At 69.6% G+C, this 17331-nt stretch carries 19 protein-coding genes; 4 read left to right on the top strand and 15 right to left on the bottom strand.

Annotated features, from left to right (window positions below):
* Nucleotides 1-35 precede the first annotated feature (35 nt).
* Both NGK70_RS04090 and NGK70_RS04085 read right to left on the bottom strand, forming a co-directional pair.
* Complete coding sequence (locus tag NGK70_RS04090) at nucleotides 36-878, bottom strand: class III extradiol dioxygenase family protein (RefSeq protein WP_251972102.1); 843 nt, start codon at nucleotides 876-878, stop codon at nucleotides 36-38.
* Nucleotides 879-915: 37 nt separating this feature from the next.
* A complete protein-coding gene (locus NGK70_RS04085) occupies nucleotides 916-1260 on the bottom strand; it encodes a protocatechuate 4,5-dioxygenase subunit alpha (protein WP_251972101.1) in 345 nt (114 codons plus the stop codon).
* A gap of 110 nt (nucleotides 1261-1370) precedes the next feature.
* Between NGK70_RS04085 and NGK70_RS04080 the strand changes: the two genes are divergently transcribed.
* Complete coding sequence (locus NGK70_RS04080) at nucleotides 1371-2345, top strand: LysR family transcriptional regulator (RefSeq protein ID WP_251972100.1); 975 nt, start codon at nucleotides 1371-1373, stop codon at nucleotides 2343-2345.
* Between the two features lie 18 nt (nucleotides 2346-2363).
* On the opposite strand, the gene NGK70_RS04075 is transcribed toward NGK70_RS04080, so the two are convergent.
* Nucleotides 2364-3320, bottom strand: coding sequence for a helix-turn-helix domain-containing protein (locus NGK70_RS04075; RefSeq protein WP_251972099.1), 957 nt, complete (start codon nucleotides 3318-3320; stop codon nucleotides 2364-2366).
* A gap of 143 nt (nucleotides 3321-3463) precedes the next feature.
* Between NGK70_RS04075 and NGK70_RS04070 the strand changes: the two genes are divergently transcribed.
* From NGK70_RS04070 to NGK70_RS04060, 3 genes are all read left to right on the top strand, one after another.
* A complete protein-coding gene (locus NGK70_RS04070; RefSeq protein ID WP_251972098.1) occupies nucleotides 3464-4651 on the top strand; it encodes a cytochrome P450 in 1188 nt (395 codons plus the stop codon).
* A 103-nt stretch (nucleotides 4652-4754) separates the two neighbouring features.
* Entirely contained in the window at nucleotides 4755-5078 is a 324-nt protein-coding gene (locus NGK70_RS04065; protein WP_251972097.1) for a 2Fe-2S iron-sulfur cluster-binding protein, read from the top strand.
* The gene (locus NGK70_RS04060; protein ID WP_251972096.1) at nucleotides 5075-6340 is read left to right on the top strand and encodes an NAD(P)/FAD-dependent oxidoreductase; all 1266 of its coding nucleotides are present in this window, start codon (nucleotides 5075-5077) and stop codon (nucleotides 6338-6340) included. Before NGK70_RS04065 ends, NGK70_RS04060 begins: the two co-directional genes overlap by 4 nt.
* Here the strand turns inward: NGK70_RS04060 and NGK70_RS04055 are convergent, their stop codons facing one another.
* The 12 genes from NGK70_RS04055 to NGK70_RS04000 all read right to left on the bottom strand — a co-directional run bounded on the left by NGK70_RS04055 (nucleotide 6341) and on the right by NGK70_RS04000 (nucleotide 17194).
* Entirely contained in the window at nucleotides 6341-7306 is a 966-nt protein-coding gene (locus NGK70_RS04055; protein WP_251972095.1) for an AEC family transporter, read from the bottom strand. It abuts the gene before it with no gap.
* A gap of 22 nt (nucleotides 7307-7328) precedes the next feature.
* Nucleotides 7329-8321, bottom strand: coding sequence for a Bug family tripartite tricarboxylate transporter substrate binding protein (locus NGK70_RS04050; RefSeq protein ID WP_251972094.1), 993 nt, complete (start codon nucleotides 8319-8321; stop codon nucleotides 7329-7331).
* Nucleotides 8318-9325, bottom strand: coding sequence for an aldo/keto reductase (locus NGK70_RS04045; RefSeq protein WP_251972093.1), 1008 nt, complete (start codon nucleotides 9323-9325; stop codon nucleotides 8318-8320). Before NGK70_RS04045 ends, NGK70_RS04050 begins: the two co-directional genes overlap by 4 nt.
* A gap of 36 nt (nucleotides 9326-9361) precedes the next feature.
* On the bottom strand, nucleotides 9362-10465 hold the full coding sequence (locus NGK70_RS04040; RefSeq protein WP_251972092.1) for a PDDEXK nuclease domain-containing protein: 1104 nt from the start codon (nucleotides 10463-10465) through the stop codon (nucleotides 9362-9364).
* On the bottom strand, nucleotides 10462-11553 hold the full coding sequence (locus tag NGK70_RS04035) for an RNA methyltransferase (protein ID WP_251972091.1): 1092 nt from the start codon (nucleotides 11551-11553) through the stop codon (nucleotides 10462-10464). The genes NGK70_RS04040 and NGK70_RS04035 overlap by 4 nt, the downstream gene beginning before the upstream one ends.
* 50 nt (nucleotides 11554-11603) lie before the next feature.
* Nucleotides 11604-12575, bottom strand: coding sequence for a Gfo/Idh/MocA family oxidoreductase (locus NGK70_RS04030; protein ID WP_251972090.1), 972 nt, complete (start codon nucleotides 12573-12575; stop codon nucleotides 11604-11606).
* A 9-nt stretch (nucleotides 12576-12584) separates the two neighbouring features.
* Nucleotides 12585-13454, bottom strand: coding sequence for a class III extradiol dioxygenase subunit beta (locus NGK70_RS04025; protein WP_251972089.1), 870 nt, complete (start codon nucleotides 13452-13454; stop codon nucleotides 12585-12587).
* A gap of 1 nt (nucleotide 13455) precedes the next feature.
* The gene (ligA, locus tag NGK70_RS04020) at nucleotides 13456-13908 is read right to left on the bottom strand and encodes a protocatechuate 4,5-dioxygenase subunit alpha (protein ID WP_251972088.1); all 453 of its coding nucleotides are present in this window, start codon (nucleotides 13906-13908) and stop codon (nucleotides 13456-13458) included.
* A gap of 1 nt (nucleotide 13909) precedes the next feature.
* Nucleotides 13910-14857 (bottom strand): amidohydrolase family protein, encoded by a 948-nt coding sequence (locus NGK70_RS04015; protein WP_251972087.1) that lies wholly within the window; start codon nucleotides 14855-14857, stop codon nucleotides 13910-13912.
* 3 nt (nucleotides 14858-14860) lie between these two features.
* The gene (locus tag NGK70_RS04010; RefSeq protein ID WP_256490746.1) at nucleotides 14861-15832 is read right to left on the bottom strand and encodes an NAD(P)-dependent oxidoreductase; all 972 of its coding nucleotides are present in this window, start codon (nucleotides 15830-15832) and stop codon (nucleotides 14861-14863) included.
* A 118-nt stretch (nucleotides 15833-15950) separates the two neighbouring features.
* Entirely contained in the window at nucleotides 15951-16634 is a 684-nt protein-coding gene (gene ligK, locus NGK70_RS04005) for a 4-carboxy-4-hydroxy-2-oxoadipate aldolase/oxaloacetate decarboxylase (RefSeq protein WP_251972085.1), read from the bottom strand.
* Between the two features lie 149 nt (nucleotides 16635-16783).
* Nucleotides 16784-17194 (bottom strand): MarR family winged helix-turn-helix transcriptional regulator, encoded by a 411-nt coding sequence (locus NGK70_RS04000; protein ID WP_251972084.1) that lies wholly within the window; start codon nucleotides 17192-17194, stop codon nucleotides 16784-16786.
* Between the last annotated feature and the right edge of the window lie 137 nt (nucleotides 17195-17331).

The following is a 17331-nucleotide window of genomic DNA, read 5'->3' as shown; positions in this document are numbered from 1 at the left end:
CCCAAAAAGCAAGGGACGGGACTCTCGACAGCCGCTCAGACCGCCGGCTCCATCAGCATCAGTCCGGAGGCGGTGTTGGAGATGGGGATGTGGTAGTTGCGGAACACGTCCTTGACCTTGGCGCCCAGCGTGGCGCGGGTGGCCAGCCACATCAGCAGCTCGATGCCCTGGGTGCCGGTCTTTTCGACCAGCTCGTGGCCGCTGAACTGGGTGGCCCACTGCGGGTCGTCGCCGACCAGGCTGTCCATGAACTTCAGGTCGAAGTCCTTGTTGATGAAGCCGGCGCGCTCGCCGTCGAGCTGGTGGCTCAGGCCGCCGGTGCCGAGGATCAGCACCTTTTCATCACCGGCCCAGCTGGCCACGGCGCGGCCGATGGCTTCGCCCAGCTTCCAGCAGCGCTTGGCGCTGGGCACGGGGGCCTGCACGGTGTTGATGCACACGGGCACCACGGTGACAGGCCACTTCTGGTCCGGCCAGAGCAGCGCCATCGGCAGGGTGAAGGCGTGGTCGACCAGCATCTCCTGGCAGGTGGTGAGGTCGAACTCCTCCTCCACCAGCGACTCGATGAGGTGCCAGGACAGCGGCTGGTTGCCGGTGAAGGGCGGCAGGCTCGGGATGCCCCAGCCTTCGTCGGCGTTGACGTAGGTGGGCGCGGCACCGACGGAGAAGGTCGGCATCTTGTCGAGGAAGAAGTTCAGGCCGTGGTCGTTGTAAATGACGACGACGACGTCGGGCTTGTGGTCCCCGAGCCATTGGCGGATGGGGTTGAAGCCGTCGAAGAAGGGCTTCCAGTACGGATCCTGCTGCTTGCCCTTGGCGATGGCACCGCCGATGGCGGGCACGTGCGAAGTGGTGACGGCACCGATGATCTTTGCCATGTGAATCTCTCCGGGTTCTGAGTTTGGGGGGAGGGGCTCAGCCCCGGGCGGCCACGAGCTTGGCCTTGAACTCATCCTTGGTCATGCCGGTCTGCTGGGCACCGATGTCCTGCATGTCCAGCCCGAAAATGCCGGCGAACTTGGCCAGGTAGTAGGCGTTGCCCCCCGCGGCAATGAGCTGCAGCACGTTCTTGGCGCGGATGGCGGCGGCCTGCTGCTCGTTCAGGCCGTACTGGGCCATGTAGCCTTCCTCGTCGGCGAGGAAGGCATCGCGGTTGGCCTTTTCGTTGAAGGAAAAGCACATCTTGTTCAGCGCATAGCCTTTCATGGCCTGCTCGCCGTCGAAGATCACGGTGCCGGGAATCTGGGGCTTGGTGCTCACGCGGGTCTCCTCTAACTCTTGTCGCAGATCAAGCGCGAAAACGCTTGGGCAAGGCCTCCAGTATTGGGCGCATCATCATTGAGAAAAACCCCTTTCAATCGATGTGATCCATGAGCCGTTTCGATCGATCAGCCGATGCCGGCACCGCCCCGCGGCCCGCCCACCTGGACCTGGACGGCCACCTGCTGCAGCTGCTGCTGGCGGTGCACGAGGAGGGCTCGATCACCCGCGCCGCGCAGCGCCTGGGCGTGACGCAGTCGGCGGTCAGCCACCTGCTGGACAAGCTGCGCGGCATCGTCGGCGACCCGCTGTTCGTCAAGTCCGGCCGCGGCATCGTCCCCACCGCGCAGGCCGAGCGGCTGGCGCAGCGCGCCCGGGGCCTGCTCGACGAGCTGCGCGATTTCAGCCTGGCGGCGGGCTTCGAGCCGGCGCGGCTGAGCGAGGTGGTCACCATCGCCGCCAACGACCTGCAGCGCGACCTGCTGCTGCCCGCGCTGCTGCGCCGCCTGCGCCAGGTGGCGCCCGGCGTGACGCTGCGGGTGATCCCGTCCGGCGCGCCGGAACCGGCCATGCTGCGCGACCGCACCTGCCAGCTCGTCATCACGCCGCGCCCGCCGGAGGGCAGCGACATCCTGCAGAAGCGCCTGTTCGAGGACCGCTACCGCGTGTTCTACGACGCCAGCGTGCGCAGTGCGCCCGACGATGCGGCGGAGTACCTCGCGGCCGAGCACGTCACCGTGCTCTACGAGCCGCGGCGCAGCCTAGACATCGACCTCTGGCTGGCTGCGCAGGGCGTGCAGCGCCGCATCGTCGCCACCGTGCCGGGCATGGCCGGGCTGGGCGCCATGCTGCGCGGCGGGCCCTGGCTGGCCACCGCGCCCTCCCTGCTGGCACGCGGCGCACTGCAGGGCCTGGCCTGGGCCGAGGTGCCCCTGCCCACGCCGACCATGCCGATGTACCTGGTCTGGCACCAACGCCACCAGGCCGACCCGGCCCAGCGCTGGCTGCGCGAGCAGCTGGAAGCCGTGGTGGCTGAGGCGGGGCTGGCTGGCGCGGCATCCCGGTCGCAGCCGCCGCTGCCCTGAGCCGAGCGGACAAGGGCGTCAGCCCACGCCCTGCGCGGCCCGATAGGCGCGCGGGCTCAGGCCGGTCAGGCGCTTGAAGAAGCGACAGAAGTAGGCCGGGTCCTCGAACCCCAGCTCGAAGCCCAGCCGCGACACGGGCACCGCCACGTGCACCAGGCGGCGGCAGGCCTCGCGCGCCAGCCGGGCGTGCAGCAGCGCCTGGGCGTTCTGCCCGGTTTCGGCGCGCACCATGCGGTTGAGCCGCTCGGTGGACAGGCCCAGCCGCTCGGCATAGCGCGACACCGGCCAGTGCTCCAGGTAGTGCGACTCCATCAGCACCACCCAGCGGGTGTAGAGCGATTGCCGGTCGGCCGAGGCGGCGCGCCGGCCGCCCTGGGCCCCCTTGGCGCTGTCGCGATCCTCCCGAAGCGCCAGCTGGGCGAGGCGCCAGACCACCGCACGCGCCAGCCACAGCGGCACGGGGCTGCCGGCGTCGGACGCCAGGTGTTCGGCCAGCAGGGCCTCGAACAGCGCCTGCAGCCGCCCCACCTCCGCCCCGTCGGGCGCCGGGCCGAGGCTGCGCGGCCGGGCGAACAGGGTCTGCAGCGCCTCGCCGACGCCGCCCTGCCCGGGGGCCTCGCCCTCGGCCAGCCGGGTGGCATTGACGGTGAAGACATGGCCCTCGCTGCCCGGCGAGAAGCTGAAGGCATGCGCCACCCCCGGCGGGATCACCAGGGCACAGGGCCCCTGCGCCGAGATGCGGGTTTCGTCCAACATCGCCGCCACGCGGCCGGTGCGCAGCCAGAGCACTTGGTGCAAACCCTGATGCACATGGGCGTCGATCTCCCAGTCGTACAGGCGGCTGCGCGAGTCGATGGATTCGATGTGCAGCACCAGGGCACCGGGCCCGCTGGGTACCTCGCCGTAGAGGGTGAAGGCGGGCAGGCGGTCGGGGGTGCGGCGGGGGCGTGCGCCGGGGTCTGGGAGCGTCGGCATGTCAGTAACTCTACGTCAAAAGTGCAAGTCACAGGGGCCTTCCGTCCACTGCACCGCAGCTTGACTTTCCGCAAGAATTGACCCCATCCCACCGCGTGATCGACCCCACGCGATCCGACCCACCCGAGCGCAGGAGACAGGCCATGAGCCTCGGCAGCTTCCATTTCGACCCCTACTCGCCGGCCATCGACGCCGACCCCTTCCCGTACTACAAGCGCCTGCGTGACGAAATGCCCTGCTTCTGGAGCGAGGAAGCCCAGATGTGGATCCTCTCGCGCTATGCCGACATCGTCAGCGCAGGCCAGGACTGGCCCACCTACTCGTCGGCCTCCGGCAACCTGATGACCGAGCTGCCCGGGCGCGCCGGTGCGACGCTGGGCAGCTCGGACCCCCCGAAGCATGACCGCCTGCGCGGCCTGATCCAGCACGCCTTCATGAAGCGCAACCTGATGGCGCTGGAAGAGCCGATCCGCGATGTCGCCAAGGCAGTGTTCTCCCAACTGCAGGGCGTCAAGGAGTTCGACTTCAAGGACGTGTCCTCGCAATTCACCGTCAAGGTGCTGATGGCCGCGCTCGGCCTGCCGATGGGTGACGAGGCCTTCGTCGACGAGCAGATCGTGCGTGACAACGCCGTGCTGATGGTGCAGAGCGACTCGCGCACCCGCACCAAGGGCCCCGAGCACATCGCCGCCTACAACTGGATGCAGGAGTACGCCGGCAAGGTGATCGCGATGCGCCGTGCCGAGCCGCGCAACGACCTGATCAGCAACTTCGCGCTGGCCGAGATCGACGGCGACCGCCTGGACGACCGCGAGGTGCTGCTGACCACCACCACGCTGATCATGGCGGGCGTGGAGTCGCTGGGCGGCTTCATGATGATGTTCGCCTACAACCTGGCCACCTTCGCCGACGCCCGCCGCGCCTGCGTGGCCAACCCGGAGCTGCTGGCCGACGCGATCGAGGAAAGCCTGCGCTTCAACACCTCGGCGCAGCGCTTCCGCCGCCGCCTGATGAAGGACGTCACCCTGCATGGCCAGACCATGAAGGAAGGCGACTTCGTCTGCCTGGCCTACGGCAGCGGCAACCGCGACGAGCGCCAGTACCCGAACCCGGACGCCTACGACATCACCCGCCGTCCGCGCGGCCACCTCGGCTTCGGCGGCGGCGTGCACGCCTGCCTGGGCACCGCGATCGCCCGCCTGGCGGTGAAGATCGCCTTCGACGAGTTCCACAAGGTGGTGCCGGACTACGCCCGCGTGGCCGACCAGCTGGCCTGGATGCCCTCGTCCACCTTCCGCAGCCCGCTGGTGCTGGACCTGGCGGTGCAGTAACCTTTCCGGCCCGGCCGCAGCGGCCCCGACACCCTTCGCGGTGGGCGGGGCCGCAGCCTCGTGCGGGGCCCCGCATTCACTTCCCAGATCTCATCGGTCCACCATGCCCAACATCACCTTCATCGAAGCCAACGGCCAATCCACCACCCTCGACGTGCCGGAGGGGTGGAGCCTGATGCAGGCCGCCACCGCCAATGGCGTCGAAGGCATCCTCGGCGAATGCGGCGGCTCCTGCGCCTGCGCCACCTGCCACTGCTACGTCGACGACCTGATGGCCAAGGTGCTGGCCGCGCCGGCACAAGGCGAGCTGGACATGCTGGAGAACGTGGCCGACGAGCGCCGCCCGAACAGCCGCCTGGCGTGCCAGATCAAGGCCAGCGCCGCGATGGACGGCGCCACCGTCCGCCTGCCCGCTACGCAGGAATGAGCGCTGCCGTGGAAGGCCACATCGTCATCATCGGGGCCGGGCAGGCCGGCACCCAGACCGCCGAAGCGCTGCGCAGCGGCGGCTACACCGGCGCCATCACGATGCTCGGCGACGAGCCCCACGGCCCCTACCACCGCCCGCCGCTGTCCAAGGCCTGGCTGGCCGGCGAGATGGGTGAAGCCCAGCTGGTGATGCGCGCGCCCGAGATGCTCGCCAAGAAGGGCATCACCCTGCGCACCGGCGTGACAGTGGAAGCCATCGACCGGGCCGCCCAGAAGGTGAAGCTGGCCGGCGGAGAAGCGCTGGCCTACACCGGCCTGGTGCTGGCCACCGGCTCCACCCCGCGCAGCCTGCCGCTGCCGGGCATCGGCGCGCCCAACGTGCTGCCGCTGCGCAGCAAGGACGACGCGTCCGCCATCGCCGCGCGCCTGACCACCTGCGCCGAGCGCAGTCTGCCGGTGCTGGTGATCGGCGGCGGCTTCATCGGCCTGGAAGTGGCCGCCACCGCCCGCAAGAAGGGCCTGGCCGTGACGGTGCTGGAAGCCGCCCCGCGCCTGCTCGGCCGCGTGCTGGCACCGCTGCTGTCCGACTGGTACGCCGCGCTGCACCGCGAACACGGCGTGAACCTGGTGCTGGATGCACGCATCGCATCGATCGAAACGGATGCGGCCGGCGAGGCCATCGCCGTCCTGATGACCGACGGCAGCCGCCACCCCTGCGGCCTGGTTGTGCTGGGTGTGGGCGTGGCCGCCAACGACCAACTCGCCGCCGCCGCCGGCCTGGCTTGCGACCGCGGCATCGTGGTGGACGACTGCACCCGCACCGCCGACCCGCTGATCGTCGCTGCCGGCGACTGCACCGCCCGCCAACTCGCCGACGGCAGCCTGCTGCGGCTGGAGTCGGTGCAGAACGCCACCGAACAGGGCAAGTCCGCCGCGGCCGCGTTGCTCGGCCAGCCCCGCCCCTTCACCGCCACGCCCTGGTTCTGGAGCGACCAGTACGACCGGAAGCTGCAGATGGCCGGCCTGTCGGGCGGCGCCGACGCCTGGGCCGTCAGGGGTGACATGGGCGGCGACATGGCAGCGGGCGCGGCCTTCTCGATTTACCACTTCCGCGCCGGGAAGCTGATCGCGGTGGACTCGGTGAACAGCGCCAAGGACCACCTGCAGGCGCGCAAGCTGCTGGACGCGGGTGTGAGCCCGACGCCGGAGCAGGCCGCGGATGGGGGATTCGACCTGGGGACGCTGATTCCGAAGGGGTGATCAGCCGCCCAGCGCAAGCAGGCCACCGTGCCGCAGCACCCACAGCACGATGCCGATGCTGACGAAAGAGGCCAGCGTGGTGCCCACCATGCGCGCCGAGCACAGGCCCTGCAGGCCATGGCGCTGGGCAAAGATGGGGTAGATGCTCAGCATCGGCGCCGCCGCCATCAGGACGGCACAGGCCGCCAGTGTCGGCGCGATCGGACCTACAGGCCCGACCAGCCAGAGCGCGCCGGCCACCGCCAGCGGGTGCAGCAGCAGCTTGCCCAGCGCGACGGGCAGCACCTCGCCGGCCATCGAGCGCATCGACAGGCCCACCAGCGTGCCGCCGATGAAGAACAGCGCCCCCGCCGCCGAGGCGCCCGCCAGCAGGTCGACGGCCTTGGCGAGCGCAGCGGGCAGTGGCAGCCGCAGCATCGAGCAGACGAAGCCCGCGGCGATCGCCACGATCAGCGGGTTCTTCGGCAGCCCCTTGAGTGCCCGCCCGAAGGCCGCGCTGAAGGGCTCGTGCGTGGCGCTGCCGCTGTCGGCCAGCGCCAGGCACAGAGGGATGATCAGCAGGTTCTCCACCACCATGCACAGGGCCAGGCCAATGCCCGCGTCGGCCCCGATGACCTGGTGCGCCAGCGGAAAGCCGATGAAGGCGGAGTTGGAACAGGCCATGCCCATGGCGACGAAGGCGCCGCGCTCCAGATCTTCGCCACGGCCCCAGCGCGCCCACGCCAGCCCGAGCAGCACGATCACCAGCGAGCCCGCCGTGTAGGCCAGCAGGTAGCGGGCGTTGAGCACCTCGGCGAAGTCGCGCTGCGAAAGCGCCTTGAACACCAGCGCCGGCAGCGCAAAGCGGATCACAAAGGTCGCCAGGGCAGGCAGCCCCGTGGCCGGGAACTGGCCGCTGCGCACCGCCGCAAAGCCCAGGCCAATGAGCAGGAAGATCGGCGCGGCGAAGGTCAGGACATCGAGCATCAGGGACGCGCTCTCAGGTTTCTCATGCGGGCTCGATGCGCGCAGCGCGCACCACCTCGCCCCAGTGGCGGATCTCGCTGGCCAGCAGCGCGGCCAGCTCGGCGGGCGTGCCGGCCTGGGCCTTGACTCCAAGGTCACGCAGCGTGGCGCGCAGGCCCGGCTGGGCCAGGGCCTCCTGGGTGGTGTGGCGCAGGCGCTCGACCACGGCGCTCGGTGTGCCGGCCGGCGCAGCCAGGGCGTTCCAGCTGTCCACGGTGTAGTCGCGCACGCCCTGCTCCAGGGCGGTGGGCACGCCCGGCAGCAGCTCGAAGCGCTTCGGCCCGGTGACGGCCAGCGCCCGGATCACACCGGCCTGCAGCTGCGCCAGCAGCGGGCCGAGGACCTCGACGCCCAGGTCGATCTCACCGGCCCGCAGCGCGGTGATGACCGCGGGTGTGCCCTTGTAGGGCACCACCACCGCGTCCAGGCCGGTGCGGGCCTTGAACAGCTCGGCGGCCAGGTGCTGGGTGCTGCCCAGGCTGATGGTGCCCAGTGTCAGCTTGCCCGGGTGGGAACGCCCGTGGGCCACCAGCTCGCCCAGGCTGCGCCAGCGCGAGTCGCTGCCCACCACCAGCGCCAGCTCGAAGAAGCCCAGCGTGCTGATGGGCGCCAGGTCACGCGTCACGTCATAGGGCAGGCGCTTGACCAGGTGCACGCTCACCGCGGTGGCGTTGGAGATCAGCAGCAGCGTGTGGCCGTCGGCCGGCGCCTTGAGCACCGCCTGGGTGGCGACGATGCCGCCCGCGCCGGGCCGGTTGTCCACCACCACCGGCTGTCCGAGCGCCAGCGCCAGCGCACGGCCCACCGTGCGCGCCGTCAGGTCGGCCACGCCGCCGGGGGCGAAGGGCACGACCAGCGTCACCGGCCGGCTTGGGAAGGTCACCTCGGCTGCACGCACGGCGCCCGGCAGGCACAGCATGGCCAGGCCCGCCAGCGCGTCTCGCCTGGACAGGCCGCCAGGCGGCGGCAGCGTCATGCCGGGAATTCCTCGGTGTCGATCTCGGTCTGGGTGGCGGCGTTGTAGCGCGGGCCGGCCACGTTGTGGCGGCCGATCAGCGCCCCGGCGCGCGCCACCTGCTCAGGCGTGAGTTGCACCGCCGCGGCGGCATGGTTCTCTTCCAGGTGAGCCACGGAGGTGGTGCCGGGGATCACGCTGACGTGCTCACCCTGCGCCAGCACCCAGGCCAGCGCCAGCTGCGCCGGGCTGCAGCCGACCTCGGCGGCCAGCGCGGTGAAGCCCTCCAGCAGCGCCAGGTTGGCGGCGTAGTTGGACGGGGTGAAGCGCGGCATCGCGCGGCGGATGTCCTTGGCGTCGAAGCCGCTCACGTCGCGCAGCGTGCCCGTCAGGTAGCTGCGCGCCAGCGGGCTGAAGGCGACGAAGGCCACGCCCAGCTCGCGGCAGGCGTCGAGCACCGCGATCTCCGGGTTGCGCGTCCACAGCGAGTACTCGGTCTGGATCGCGGTGATCGGGTGCACCGCGTGCGCGCGGCGCAGCGTGTCGGCGCTGACCTCGGAGAGGCCGATCGCGCGGATCTTGCCCGCGCGCACCAGGTCGGCCAGCGCGCCCACCGAGTCCTCGATGGGCACCGAGAAGTCGCGGCGGTGCAGGTAGTACAGGTCGATCACGTCCGTGCGCAGGCGCTTCAGAGCCTCCTCGCAGGTGGCGCGGATCGTCGCCGGGCGGCCGTCGATGACGCGGCGCTTGACGCCGTCCTCACCGGCCACTCCGGTCATGCCGCACTTGCTGGCCAGCAGGAAGCGGCTGCGGTGCGGCGCCAGCACGCGGCCGACCAGTTCCTCGTTGGCGCCGAAGCCGTAGAGCGCCGCGGTGTCGAAGAAGTTCACGCCCAGGTCGAGCGCACGCAGCAGCAGCGCCTCGGCATCGGCGGCCGAGGGCGGCACGCCGTAGGCGTGACTGAGGTTCATGCAGCCCAGCCCGACGGGGTGGACTTGGAAGGGGCCAATGTGTCGTTCAAGCAAGGGGGATCTCCTCGAAATCATGGTGTCCAGGGCGGTTCATTCACTGCCGCCCTCCAACTCCTGCACCGCCCGGTGGAGGAACGCTGCCATCTGCTCCTTCCCAGGCAACTGCACCTGGTAGCGAGAGACGAAGAGCTGGTTGCTCATGCCGGCCAGCGCGTACTCCACCAGTTCCTGGTTCTTGCGGGTGCACAGCAGGATGCCGACGGGCGGCTGATCGCCTTCGGTCATCTGGTGCTGTTTGTAGTAGCTGACGTAGGCGTTGAGCTGCCCCAGGTGTTCATGGCTGAACGCGTCGTTCTTCAGCTCGATCAGCACATGGCACTTGAGCACGCGGTGGTAGAAAACCAGGTCGACAAAGAAGTGCTCGCCACCGATGCGCAGTCGCTGCTGCCGTGCCTCGAAGCAGAAGCCGTGGCCCAGCTCCAGCAGAAACGCCTGCAGCTTGTCGAGCAGGGCGTCTTCGAGCTGGCCCTCGGTGACCACCTCGTGGGATTTCAGGCCCAGGAACTCAAAGACGTAGGGGTCGCGGATGACCTGTTGAGGGGAGGCCCGTTCGGCATCAGCGTGAGCCAAGGTGGCGACGGCGGCCTTGTCGGTGGACAAGGCACTGCGCTGAAAGTACTGGGTGGCGATCTGGCGTTTGAGTTCCCGCACCGACCAGTGGCCCCGCAGGGCCTCCACCTCGTAGAAGGTGCGCTGCGGCGCGTTGTCCAACTGCAGCAACTCGACAAAGTGAGAGAACGAGAGGCGCTCCAGCAGGAGCTGCGGCGACACAGCCGGCAGGTCCGATTCGGGAGGCGGTGTCTCCCGAATCTGCAGGCCAGGCAATTTGGCAGACAGCGTCTGCCGAATTTGCGGGTAGGCCAGGTAGAACTGCCTGTAGCGGCGCAGCTCGCGGGCTTCAATGCGCTGGAGCCCCATCTGCTGCAGGCGCTGAGCCAGGGTCTCCAGCAGCCGCTCGCCGTAGATGCTGCGGTCAGCGCCCGACTGTTCGTACTCGCGGATGTAATAGCCGAACAGCCAGTTGCGTAGCGTGAGGCTGACGTTGACGGCCTTCACGGCTTGTGCCCGCAGCGCGCCGTGGGCCTGGGCAAGCGCCTCAATCAAATGGTCAAAGTCCAGAGCCGTGGATTTCATGGCCCAGTCCTTCCTGGTGCCGCTGAGCCGATGGCCTCCTGGGCAACCACCTGGATCGGCACCACGTCACCACGCCGGTGCGGTGCCAGCACGCGGGCGCGCAGCTGGCCGCAGCCGCCGTCCACGTCCTGGCCGGCGGACTGGCGCAGCTTGGTCAGGATGCCGCGGCGGTGCAGGGTGCGGGCGATCTCGGCGGCACGCTCCCAGCTGGGGCGGCGGTAGGGCAGGCCGTCCACCTGGTTGTAGGGAATCAGGTTCAGGACGCCGTAGGTGCCCGACAGCAGTGCGACGAGGCCTTCGATCTCGTCGGGCCCGTCGTTCACGCCGTCCATCAGCGTCCACTGGTACTGCACCGGGTAGCCGGTGGCGCGGGCGTAGGCCTCGGCACGGGCCACCAGCTCGGCCGGGGTGAGGCGCGGTGCGCGCGGCAGCAGCTGCTCGCGCAGCTCGGGCTGGGTGGTGTGCAGGCTCAGGGCCAGCGCGGGTTTGGCTTTCCCCTCGCCCAGCGTCATCAGCGTGTCGAAGGCGCGCTCGTCTCCGACGGTGGAGAACACCAGCTGCTTGTGGCCGATGCCGCCCTCGTGGCCGAGCAGCTGGATGGCCTCCAGCACGGCGTCCAGGTTGTGGGCGGGCTCGCCCATGCCCATGAACACCACCTTCTTGACCGGCCGGCGCGCGCGCGCCTGCACCACCTGGGCGACCATTTCGCCGCTGCTGAGCTGGCGCTGCAGGCCGTCGCGCCCGGTCATGCAGAAGCGGCAGCCCACCGCGCAGCCGATCTGGCTGCTGATGCACAAGCCGTCGCGCGGCAGCAGCACGCTCTCGGCCAGCAGGCCATCGGCGAGGCTGAGCAGCAGGCGCTCGGAGCCGTCCTCGCCGGGGTGCACGCTGTGCAGGCGCGCCAGGCCGGCGAGCTCGGCCTCGATGCCGGGCAGGGCCTCGCGCAGAGCCTGGGGCAGGTAGTGCTGGTTGCGCCGCCGGCCGCTGTCCTGCGGCTTGGCGAGCGCCCAGTGGCGCAGGACGCGGGCCTCGTGCGCCGGATTGGCGCCCAGGGCCCGAAGGCGCTGCCGGAGCTGGGAGATCTGCATGGGCGCGATTGTCCTCGCGGATCCCCGCGCCGGCGGCCGTGCCCCGGGACTCAGCCCGCGTTGAGCTGCTGCTCCAGGTCGTGCAGCACCTGGTAGCAGGGCAGCACCTGGGCCACGCTGCTGTTGGGCTCGCGGCCTTCGCGGATCGCGGCGAAGAACTCGCGGTCCTGCAGCTCGATGCCGTTCATCGACACTGCCACCTTCGACACGTCGATCTTCTCTTCCTTGCCCGCACTGGTCGATTGCACCAGATCGTCGTAGCGGGCGATGTAGGTGCCCGTGTCGCCGATGTAGCGGAAGAAGGTGCCCAGCGGGCCGTCGTTGTTGAAGGACAGGCTGAGCGTGCAGATCGCGCCGTTGGCGGCCTTGAGCTGGATGCTCATGTCCATCGCGATGCCCAGCGTCGGGTGGATCGGGCCCTGGAGGGCGTTGGCCTTCACGATCGGGCTGCCGCACTGGTAGGCGAACAGGTCCACCGTGTGCGCGGCGTGGTGCCACAGCAGGTGATCGGTCCAGCTGCGCGCCTGGCCCAGCGCATTCATGTTGCTGCGGCGGAAGAAGTAGGTCTGCACATCCATCTGCTGGATGTTGAACTCACCCGCGGTGATGCGGTTGCGGACCCACTGGTGGCTGGGGTTGAAGCGGCGGGTGTGGCCGCACATGGCCACCTTGCCGGTCTGCGCGGCCAGCTCGGCCACTTCCTGGCCTTCGCGGTAGACATCGCACAGCGGGATTTCCACCTGCACGTGCTTGCCCGCCTTCAGGCAGGCCAGCGTCTGGCTGGCGTGCATCTGCGTGGGCGTGCACAGGATGACGGCGTCCAGCCCCGGCAGCGCCAGGCTGTCCGCCAGCTCGGTGGTGACGTGCGCGATACCGTACTTGTCGGCCACTTCCCGGGTCTTGTCCAGGTCGCGGCTGATGAGGGAGATGACCTCGACGTCGGCGATGTTCTTGATGCCGTCCAGGTGCTTGATACCGAAGGCGCCGGCGCCGGCCAGCGCGACCTTGATCTTGCTGCTCATGGGGATTCCTTAGCTGTTGTTCTCGAGGATCAGGTGACCCACCGCGGTGTTGGAGGCGGGCACATGGTAGAAGCGGTGCTTGACGGTGGGCACCGGGCCGCCGGCCACGTCGGCCATCGCACCACGGGCGATCAGCCACATCACCAGCTCGATGCCCTCGCTGCCCGCTTCGCGCACGTAGTCGATGTGCGGCGTCTCGCTGCAGGCCTTGGGGTCGGCGATCAGCTGGTCCAGCCAGGCGTTGTCCCACTCGCGGTTGATGAGGCCGGCGCGCGGCCCCTGCAGCTGGTGGCTCATGCCGCCGGTGCCCCAGATCTGCACCTTCAGCGGTTCGTCGTAGGACTCGACGGCTTTGCGGATCGCCTGGCCGAGCTGGAAGCAGCGCCGGCCGGAGGGCACCGGGTACTGCACCACGTTGACGTGGAAGGGGATCACCGGGCAGGGCCAGGCCTGGGTTTGCGGGTCCAGCTCGCCGCACATCAGGCTCAGCGGCACCGTCAGGCCGTGGTCCACCGGCATCTTGTTGACGATGGTGAGGTCGAAGTCCTGCTGGATCACGCTCTGCGCGATGTGCGAGGCCAGCTCCGGGTGGCCGATCACCTTCGGCACCGGGCGCGGGCCCCAGCCCTCGTCGGCCGGCTCGAACTCGGCGGCGCAGCCAATCGCGAAGGTGGGGATCACCTCCAGGCTGAAGGCGGTGGCGTGGTCGTTGTAGACCAGGAAGATGACGTCGGGACGGTTGTCACGCATCCACTGCTTGCTCGGCTCATAGCCGGCGAACAGGGGTTGCCAGTAGGGCTCCTGGGTCTTGCCCAGGTCGAGCGCGACGCCGATGGCCGGCACGTGCGAGGTGTAGACGCTGGCGGTGATCTTGGCCATCTCAGGCTCCTTCCTGCTTGTTCTTCTGCCCGGCCGCGCCCTGCGGCTGCCGGTGGGGCTGGGCGTCGCCGTCCTCGCCGAGGTAGCGGTTGCCTTCGGCCGAGCGGCCGCCCTTGATCATCATGTCGCGGTACTCGGCCTCGGTCATGCCGGTCATCGAGCCGGCCATCTGCTGGAAGGACAGGCCGTCCGTCGCACCGATGCGCGCCAGGAAGTAGATGTTGCCGCCGGTGCGCATGCACCAATTCAGGTCGCGCGCCATCACCGCCAGCTTCTGCTCCTCGGTCATCGGCCACTCGTCGAGGTAGGCCCGCTCGTTCGCCTTGAAGCGCGCGCGGTTCTCCGCCTTCATCAGCGAGGTGCAGAACTGGTTGAGCCAGTAGCCTTTGCGCGACTGGTCGGCGTCGAAGATGATCGTGCCGGGCACGTCCTTGTAGGGTTTGTCGAGTGCCATCTCAGACCTCCTCAGGCCAGTAGAGCTTCATCGGGTTGTCGACCAGCAGCTTGCGCTGCAGCTCGGCGGTGGGGGCGATCTGGGGAATGAAATCGACCAGCAGGCCGTCGTCGGGCATGTGGTCCTTCAGGTTCGGGTGCGGCCAGTCGGTGCCCCAGAGCACGCGGTCGGGGAACTCTTCCACCACGCGGCGCGCGAAGGGCACCACGTCCTGGTAGTACCCGTCCGGCTCGCCGCTCAGTTGCCCAGGCAGCGCTTTCGGGCCGGTGACGGACAGGCGCTCCGGGCAGCTCACCTTGCTCCAGACGTTGCCGTGCTCGTGCATGAATTTCAGGAACAGCTCGAACTCCGGGCCGTCGATGGGCTTGCTCACGTCCGGGCGGCCCATGTGGTCCACGACGACCGTGGTGGGCAGCGCGGTGAAGAAGTCCCACAGCTCGGGCAGGTCCACCGCCTCGAAGTAGATGACCACGTGCCAGCCCAGCTTGCTGATGCGCCCGGCGATTTCCATCAGCTCGTCCTTGGGCGTGAAGTCCACCAGGCGCTTGACGAAGTTGAAGCGCACGCCGCGCACGCCGGCGTCGTGCATGGTCTGCAGTTCCTCGTCAGTGACCGAGCGACGCACGGTGGCGACACCGCGGGCCTTGCCGCCGGAGGACACGCAGGCATCGATCATGGCGCGGTTGTCGGCGCCGTGGCAGGTGGCCTGCACCACCACGTTGCGGGCGAAGCCGAGGTGGTCACGCAGCGCGTACAGCTCGGCCTTGCTGGCGTCGCAGGGCGTGTACTTGCGCTCCGGCGCGTAGGGGAACTCGGCGCCTGGGCCGAAGACGTGGCAATGCGCGTCCACCGCGCCCGCGGGCAGCTGGAAGGTCGGCTTGCTCGGGCCGGTGTACCAGTCCAGCCAGCCGGCGGTCTTGGTGAAGTCTCCGGATGTGTTTTTGCTCATGGGTCAGTCCTTGGTGGGATTCAGTGAGGCCTGGATGCGGTCGGCCTGTGCATTCGTCAGGATGCGGTCGGCTTCCGTGCGCCAATCCGCACTGCGGGCAAAGCCCGGGCTGCCGCGCTCGCCGAACCGGCCGGCGTCGGCCAGGTCGGCGACCCAGGCCTGGCGCTCGGCGGTGCCGGCGGCGCTCCAGGGGCTGAGGCCGGCCTCGCGCACCGTCTCGGCCACCTCGCGCATCTCCTCGCTGCGGCGCCGGCCATGCTCGATGGCACGCTGGAAGAAGTACGCGGCCTGCCGCTCCCAGTCGATGCCGGGAAAGGTCTCCTGCAGCGAGGCGATCACCGCGTCCTCGACGCCGTGATGCCGCGCCGCGGTGAAGCTCTCGATCACCATCGCCTCCAGGCCCTTGATCATCACGCTGCGGCACATCTTGGTCGCACTGGCCACGCCGAGGCGATCGCTGGCGACCTTCGACCGGCAGCCCAGCGCATTGATCAGCGGACTGAGTTCGGCGGCCCACGGCCCCCCGAGCAGCAGCGGCACGTGGATGCGGTAGGGCGGCACGCTGGTCATCACCGCGCCTTCGACGTAGCGGCCGCCAGCCGCGTCGATGGCGACCGCGGCGCGCTGCTTGGCACCGGGCGAGGCGGAGTTGAAATCGAGGAAGAAGGTGCCCGGCTTCAGCCCGACGGCGCAGGCCTCGGCCACCGACACCGCCTGGCTGGCGGTCACCGCGCTGACGATGAAGTCCGCATCGCGCGCCAGGTCGGCGTGGTCATCGGCCAGCGCCACGCCGTGCTCCAGCGCATGGCTGCGCAGGGCCGGCGCGGTGTCGGCCGCGTCGAGCTGGCGGTCGTAGGCGCTGACGGTGATGCCCTGCGCACGCAGGTCCTCGGCGAGGATGCGCCCGACCTCGCCGTAGCCGACCAAGCCGATGTGCCAGTGCGCAGGATTGGAGTTCATTGCAGCCCGTCGCATCGTGCAGATTCCGTCGCGAGCGGTTCGAGGTGGTGCCGAGCAGCGCAGCCGTACTCTCGTACGGCGAGCAGCGCAGGTGCCAGATCGAGCCGCGCAGCAGGAAGATGCATGGTGCGACTCAGTCGATGTACTTCAGGCCGGCGGCCGCCAGCGGCTCGCGCATCTTGTACATGTCCAGGCCCAGCACGCCGGCGGCCAGCTTCTCGCGCTTGGCGCCTTCGTTGGCCTCGCGGGCCGCGGCCGCCTCCAGCGTCTTCTGCGCCACCGCACGGGGCACGCAGACCACGCCGTCGTCGTCCGCGACGATCACGTCACCCGGGTTCACCAGCATGCCGGCGCAGACCACCGGGATGTTCACCGAGCCGAGCGTGGCCTTGATGGTGCCCTTCGAGCTGATGGCTTTGCTCCAGACCGGGAAGTCCATGCGCGTCAGCTCCTTCACGTCGCGCACGCCGGCGTCGATCACCAGGGCGCGTGCACCGCGGGCCTGGAAGCTGGTGGCCAGCAGGTCACCGAAGTAGCCGTCGGTGCACTCCGCGGTGACCGCCGCCACCACGATGTCGCCGGGCTGGATCTGCTCGGCTGCGACGTGCATCATCCAGTTGTCACCCGGGTGCAGCAGCACCGTCACTGCCGTGCCCGACACCTGCGCACCGCCGAAGATCGGCCGCATGTAGGGCTTGAGCAGGCCGACGCGGCCCATGGCCTCGTGCACAGTGGCCGAGCCGAAGGCGGCCAGCGCATCGGCAGCAGCGCGGTCGGCACGGGTGATGTTGCGGTAGACGACACCGAGTTCGTACATGGCGGGATGTCCTGCGAATGGGCTGCGGATGGGGCCGGGAGGGCCAGGGAACGGGCGGGAAACGGTGCATTCTGACCACCCCCGGCCATGCCGACAACGCAAATCGAAGACTAGCAGCTATCCCGGATCGGCATGGGCGATGGATGCGCTCAGTCGCCCCAGTCCTTCGCCAGGATGCGCAGCAGCTCGGCCATGTCGTCGGCGCCAATGCGCTCGGCCAGTTGCCGCTCGATCTCGCGCAGGCCCTGTGTGCCGCTGGCGAACATCGCCTCGCCCTGGGGCGTGAACTTCAGCAGGCGCACCCGGCGGTTGGTCGGGCTCGCGACCAGCTCCACCAGCCCGTGGCGCAGCGCCTCGTTGGCCAGCTGGTGCACCGCCTGGCGCGAGACGATGAGCCGCCGCGCCAGCTCCGACAGGCTCACCGGCTCGCGGCCCATCTGGCCGAACATGCGCGACATCGCCGGGGTGACGTAGCCGTAGCCCGCCTGCTCGGCACCGACGTGCAGGCGGTTCTCCAGCCAGGCATAGCGTTGGGCAAGCAGCGTGCGCAGGGGCTTCATCGGTGGCAGCAAGGGGTTGGAGGGGCGCCAAGGGACCGCTCGGCCCCACATTGTCCGCGCCCCAGCGCCTCCCGACGCCGCCGCCACGCCCACCACCATCCCCTCGCCGGCTTTCACACAGGCGACATGCCACACGC

It is taken from the genome of Sphaerotilus microaerophilus, from assembly GCF_023734135.1.
GTDB lineage: Bacteria > Pseudomonadota > Gammaproteobacteria > Burkholderiales > Burkholderiaceae_C > Sphaerotilus > Sphaerotilus microaerophilus.
The sequence above is the reverse complement of the archived record's forward strand: the minus strand, read 5'-3'. Positions and strand labels throughout refer to the sequence as shown.

Excerpts from the sequence above, each read along its gene's own strand:
- NGK70_RS04090 (WP_251972102.1), bottom strand. The coding sequence starts at position 878 with ATGGCAAAGATCATCGGTGCCGTCACCACTTCGCACGTGCCCGCCATC.
- NGK70_RS04080 (WP_251972100.1), top strand. The coding sequence starts at position 1,371 with ATGAGCCGTTTCGATCGATCAGCCGATGCCGGCACCGCCCCGCGGCCC.
- NGK70_RS04075 (WP_251972099.1), bottom strand. The coding sequence starts at position 3,320 with ATGCCGACGCTCCCAGACCCCGGCGCACGCCCCCGCCGCACCCCCGAC.
- NGK70_RS04070 (WP_251972098.1), top strand. The coding sequence starts at position 3,464 with ATGAGCCTCGGCAGCTTCCATTTCGACCCCTACTCGCCGGCCATCGAC.
- NGK70_RS04065 (WP_251972097.1), top strand. The coding sequence starts at position 4,755 with ATGCCCAACATCACCTTCATCGAAGCCAACGGCCAATCCACCACCCTC.
- NGK70_RS04060 (WP_251972096.1), top strand. The coding sequence starts at position 5,075 with ATGAGCGCTGCCGTGGAAGGCCACATCGTCATCATCGGGGCCGGGCAG.
- NGK70_RS04055 (WP_251972095.1), bottom strand. The coding sequence starts at position 7,306 with ATGCTCGATGTCCTGACCTTCGCCGCGCCGATCTTCCTGCTCATTGGC.
- NGK70_RS04050 (WP_251972094.1), bottom strand. The coding sequence starts at position 8,321 with ATGACGCTGCCGCCGCCTGGCGGCCTGTCCAGGCGAGACGCGCTGGCG.
- NGK70_RS04040 (WP_251972092.1), bottom strand. The coding sequence starts at position 10,465 with ATGAAATCCACGGCTCTGGACTTTGACCATTTGATTGAGGCGCTTGCC.
- NGK70_RS04035 (WP_251972091.1), bottom strand. The coding sequence starts at position 11,553 with ATGCAGATCTCCCAGCTCCGGCAGCGCCTTCGGGCCCTGGGCGCCAAT.
- NGK70_RS04030 (WP_251972090.1), bottom strand. The coding sequence starts at position 12,575 with ATGAGCAGCAAGATCAAGGTCGCGCTGGCCGGCGCCGGCGCCTTCGGT.
- NGK70_RS04025 (WP_251972089.1), bottom strand. The coding sequence starts at position 13,454 with ATGGCCAAGATCACCGCCAGCGTCTACACCTCGCACGTGCCGGCCATC.
- ligA (WP_251972088.1), bottom strand. The coding sequence starts at position 13,908 with ATGGCACTCGACAAACCCTACAAGGACGTGCCCGGCACGATCATCTTC.
- NGK70_RS04015 (WP_251972087.1), bottom strand. The coding sequence starts at position 14,857 with ATGAGCAAAAACACATCCGGAGACTTCACCAAGACCGCCGGCTGGCTG.
- NGK70_RS04010 (WP_256490746.1), bottom strand. The coding sequence starts at position 15,832 with ATGCGACGGGCTGCAATGAACTCCAATCCTGCGCACTGGCACATCGGC.
- ligK (WP_251972085.1), bottom strand. The coding sequence starts at position 16,634 with ATGTACGAACTCGGTGTCGTCTACCGCAACATCACCCGTGCCGACCGC.
- NGK70_RS04000 (WP_251972084.1), bottom strand. The coding sequence starts at position 17,194 with ATGAAGCCCCTGCGCACGCTGCTTGCCCAACGCTATGCCTGGCTGGAG.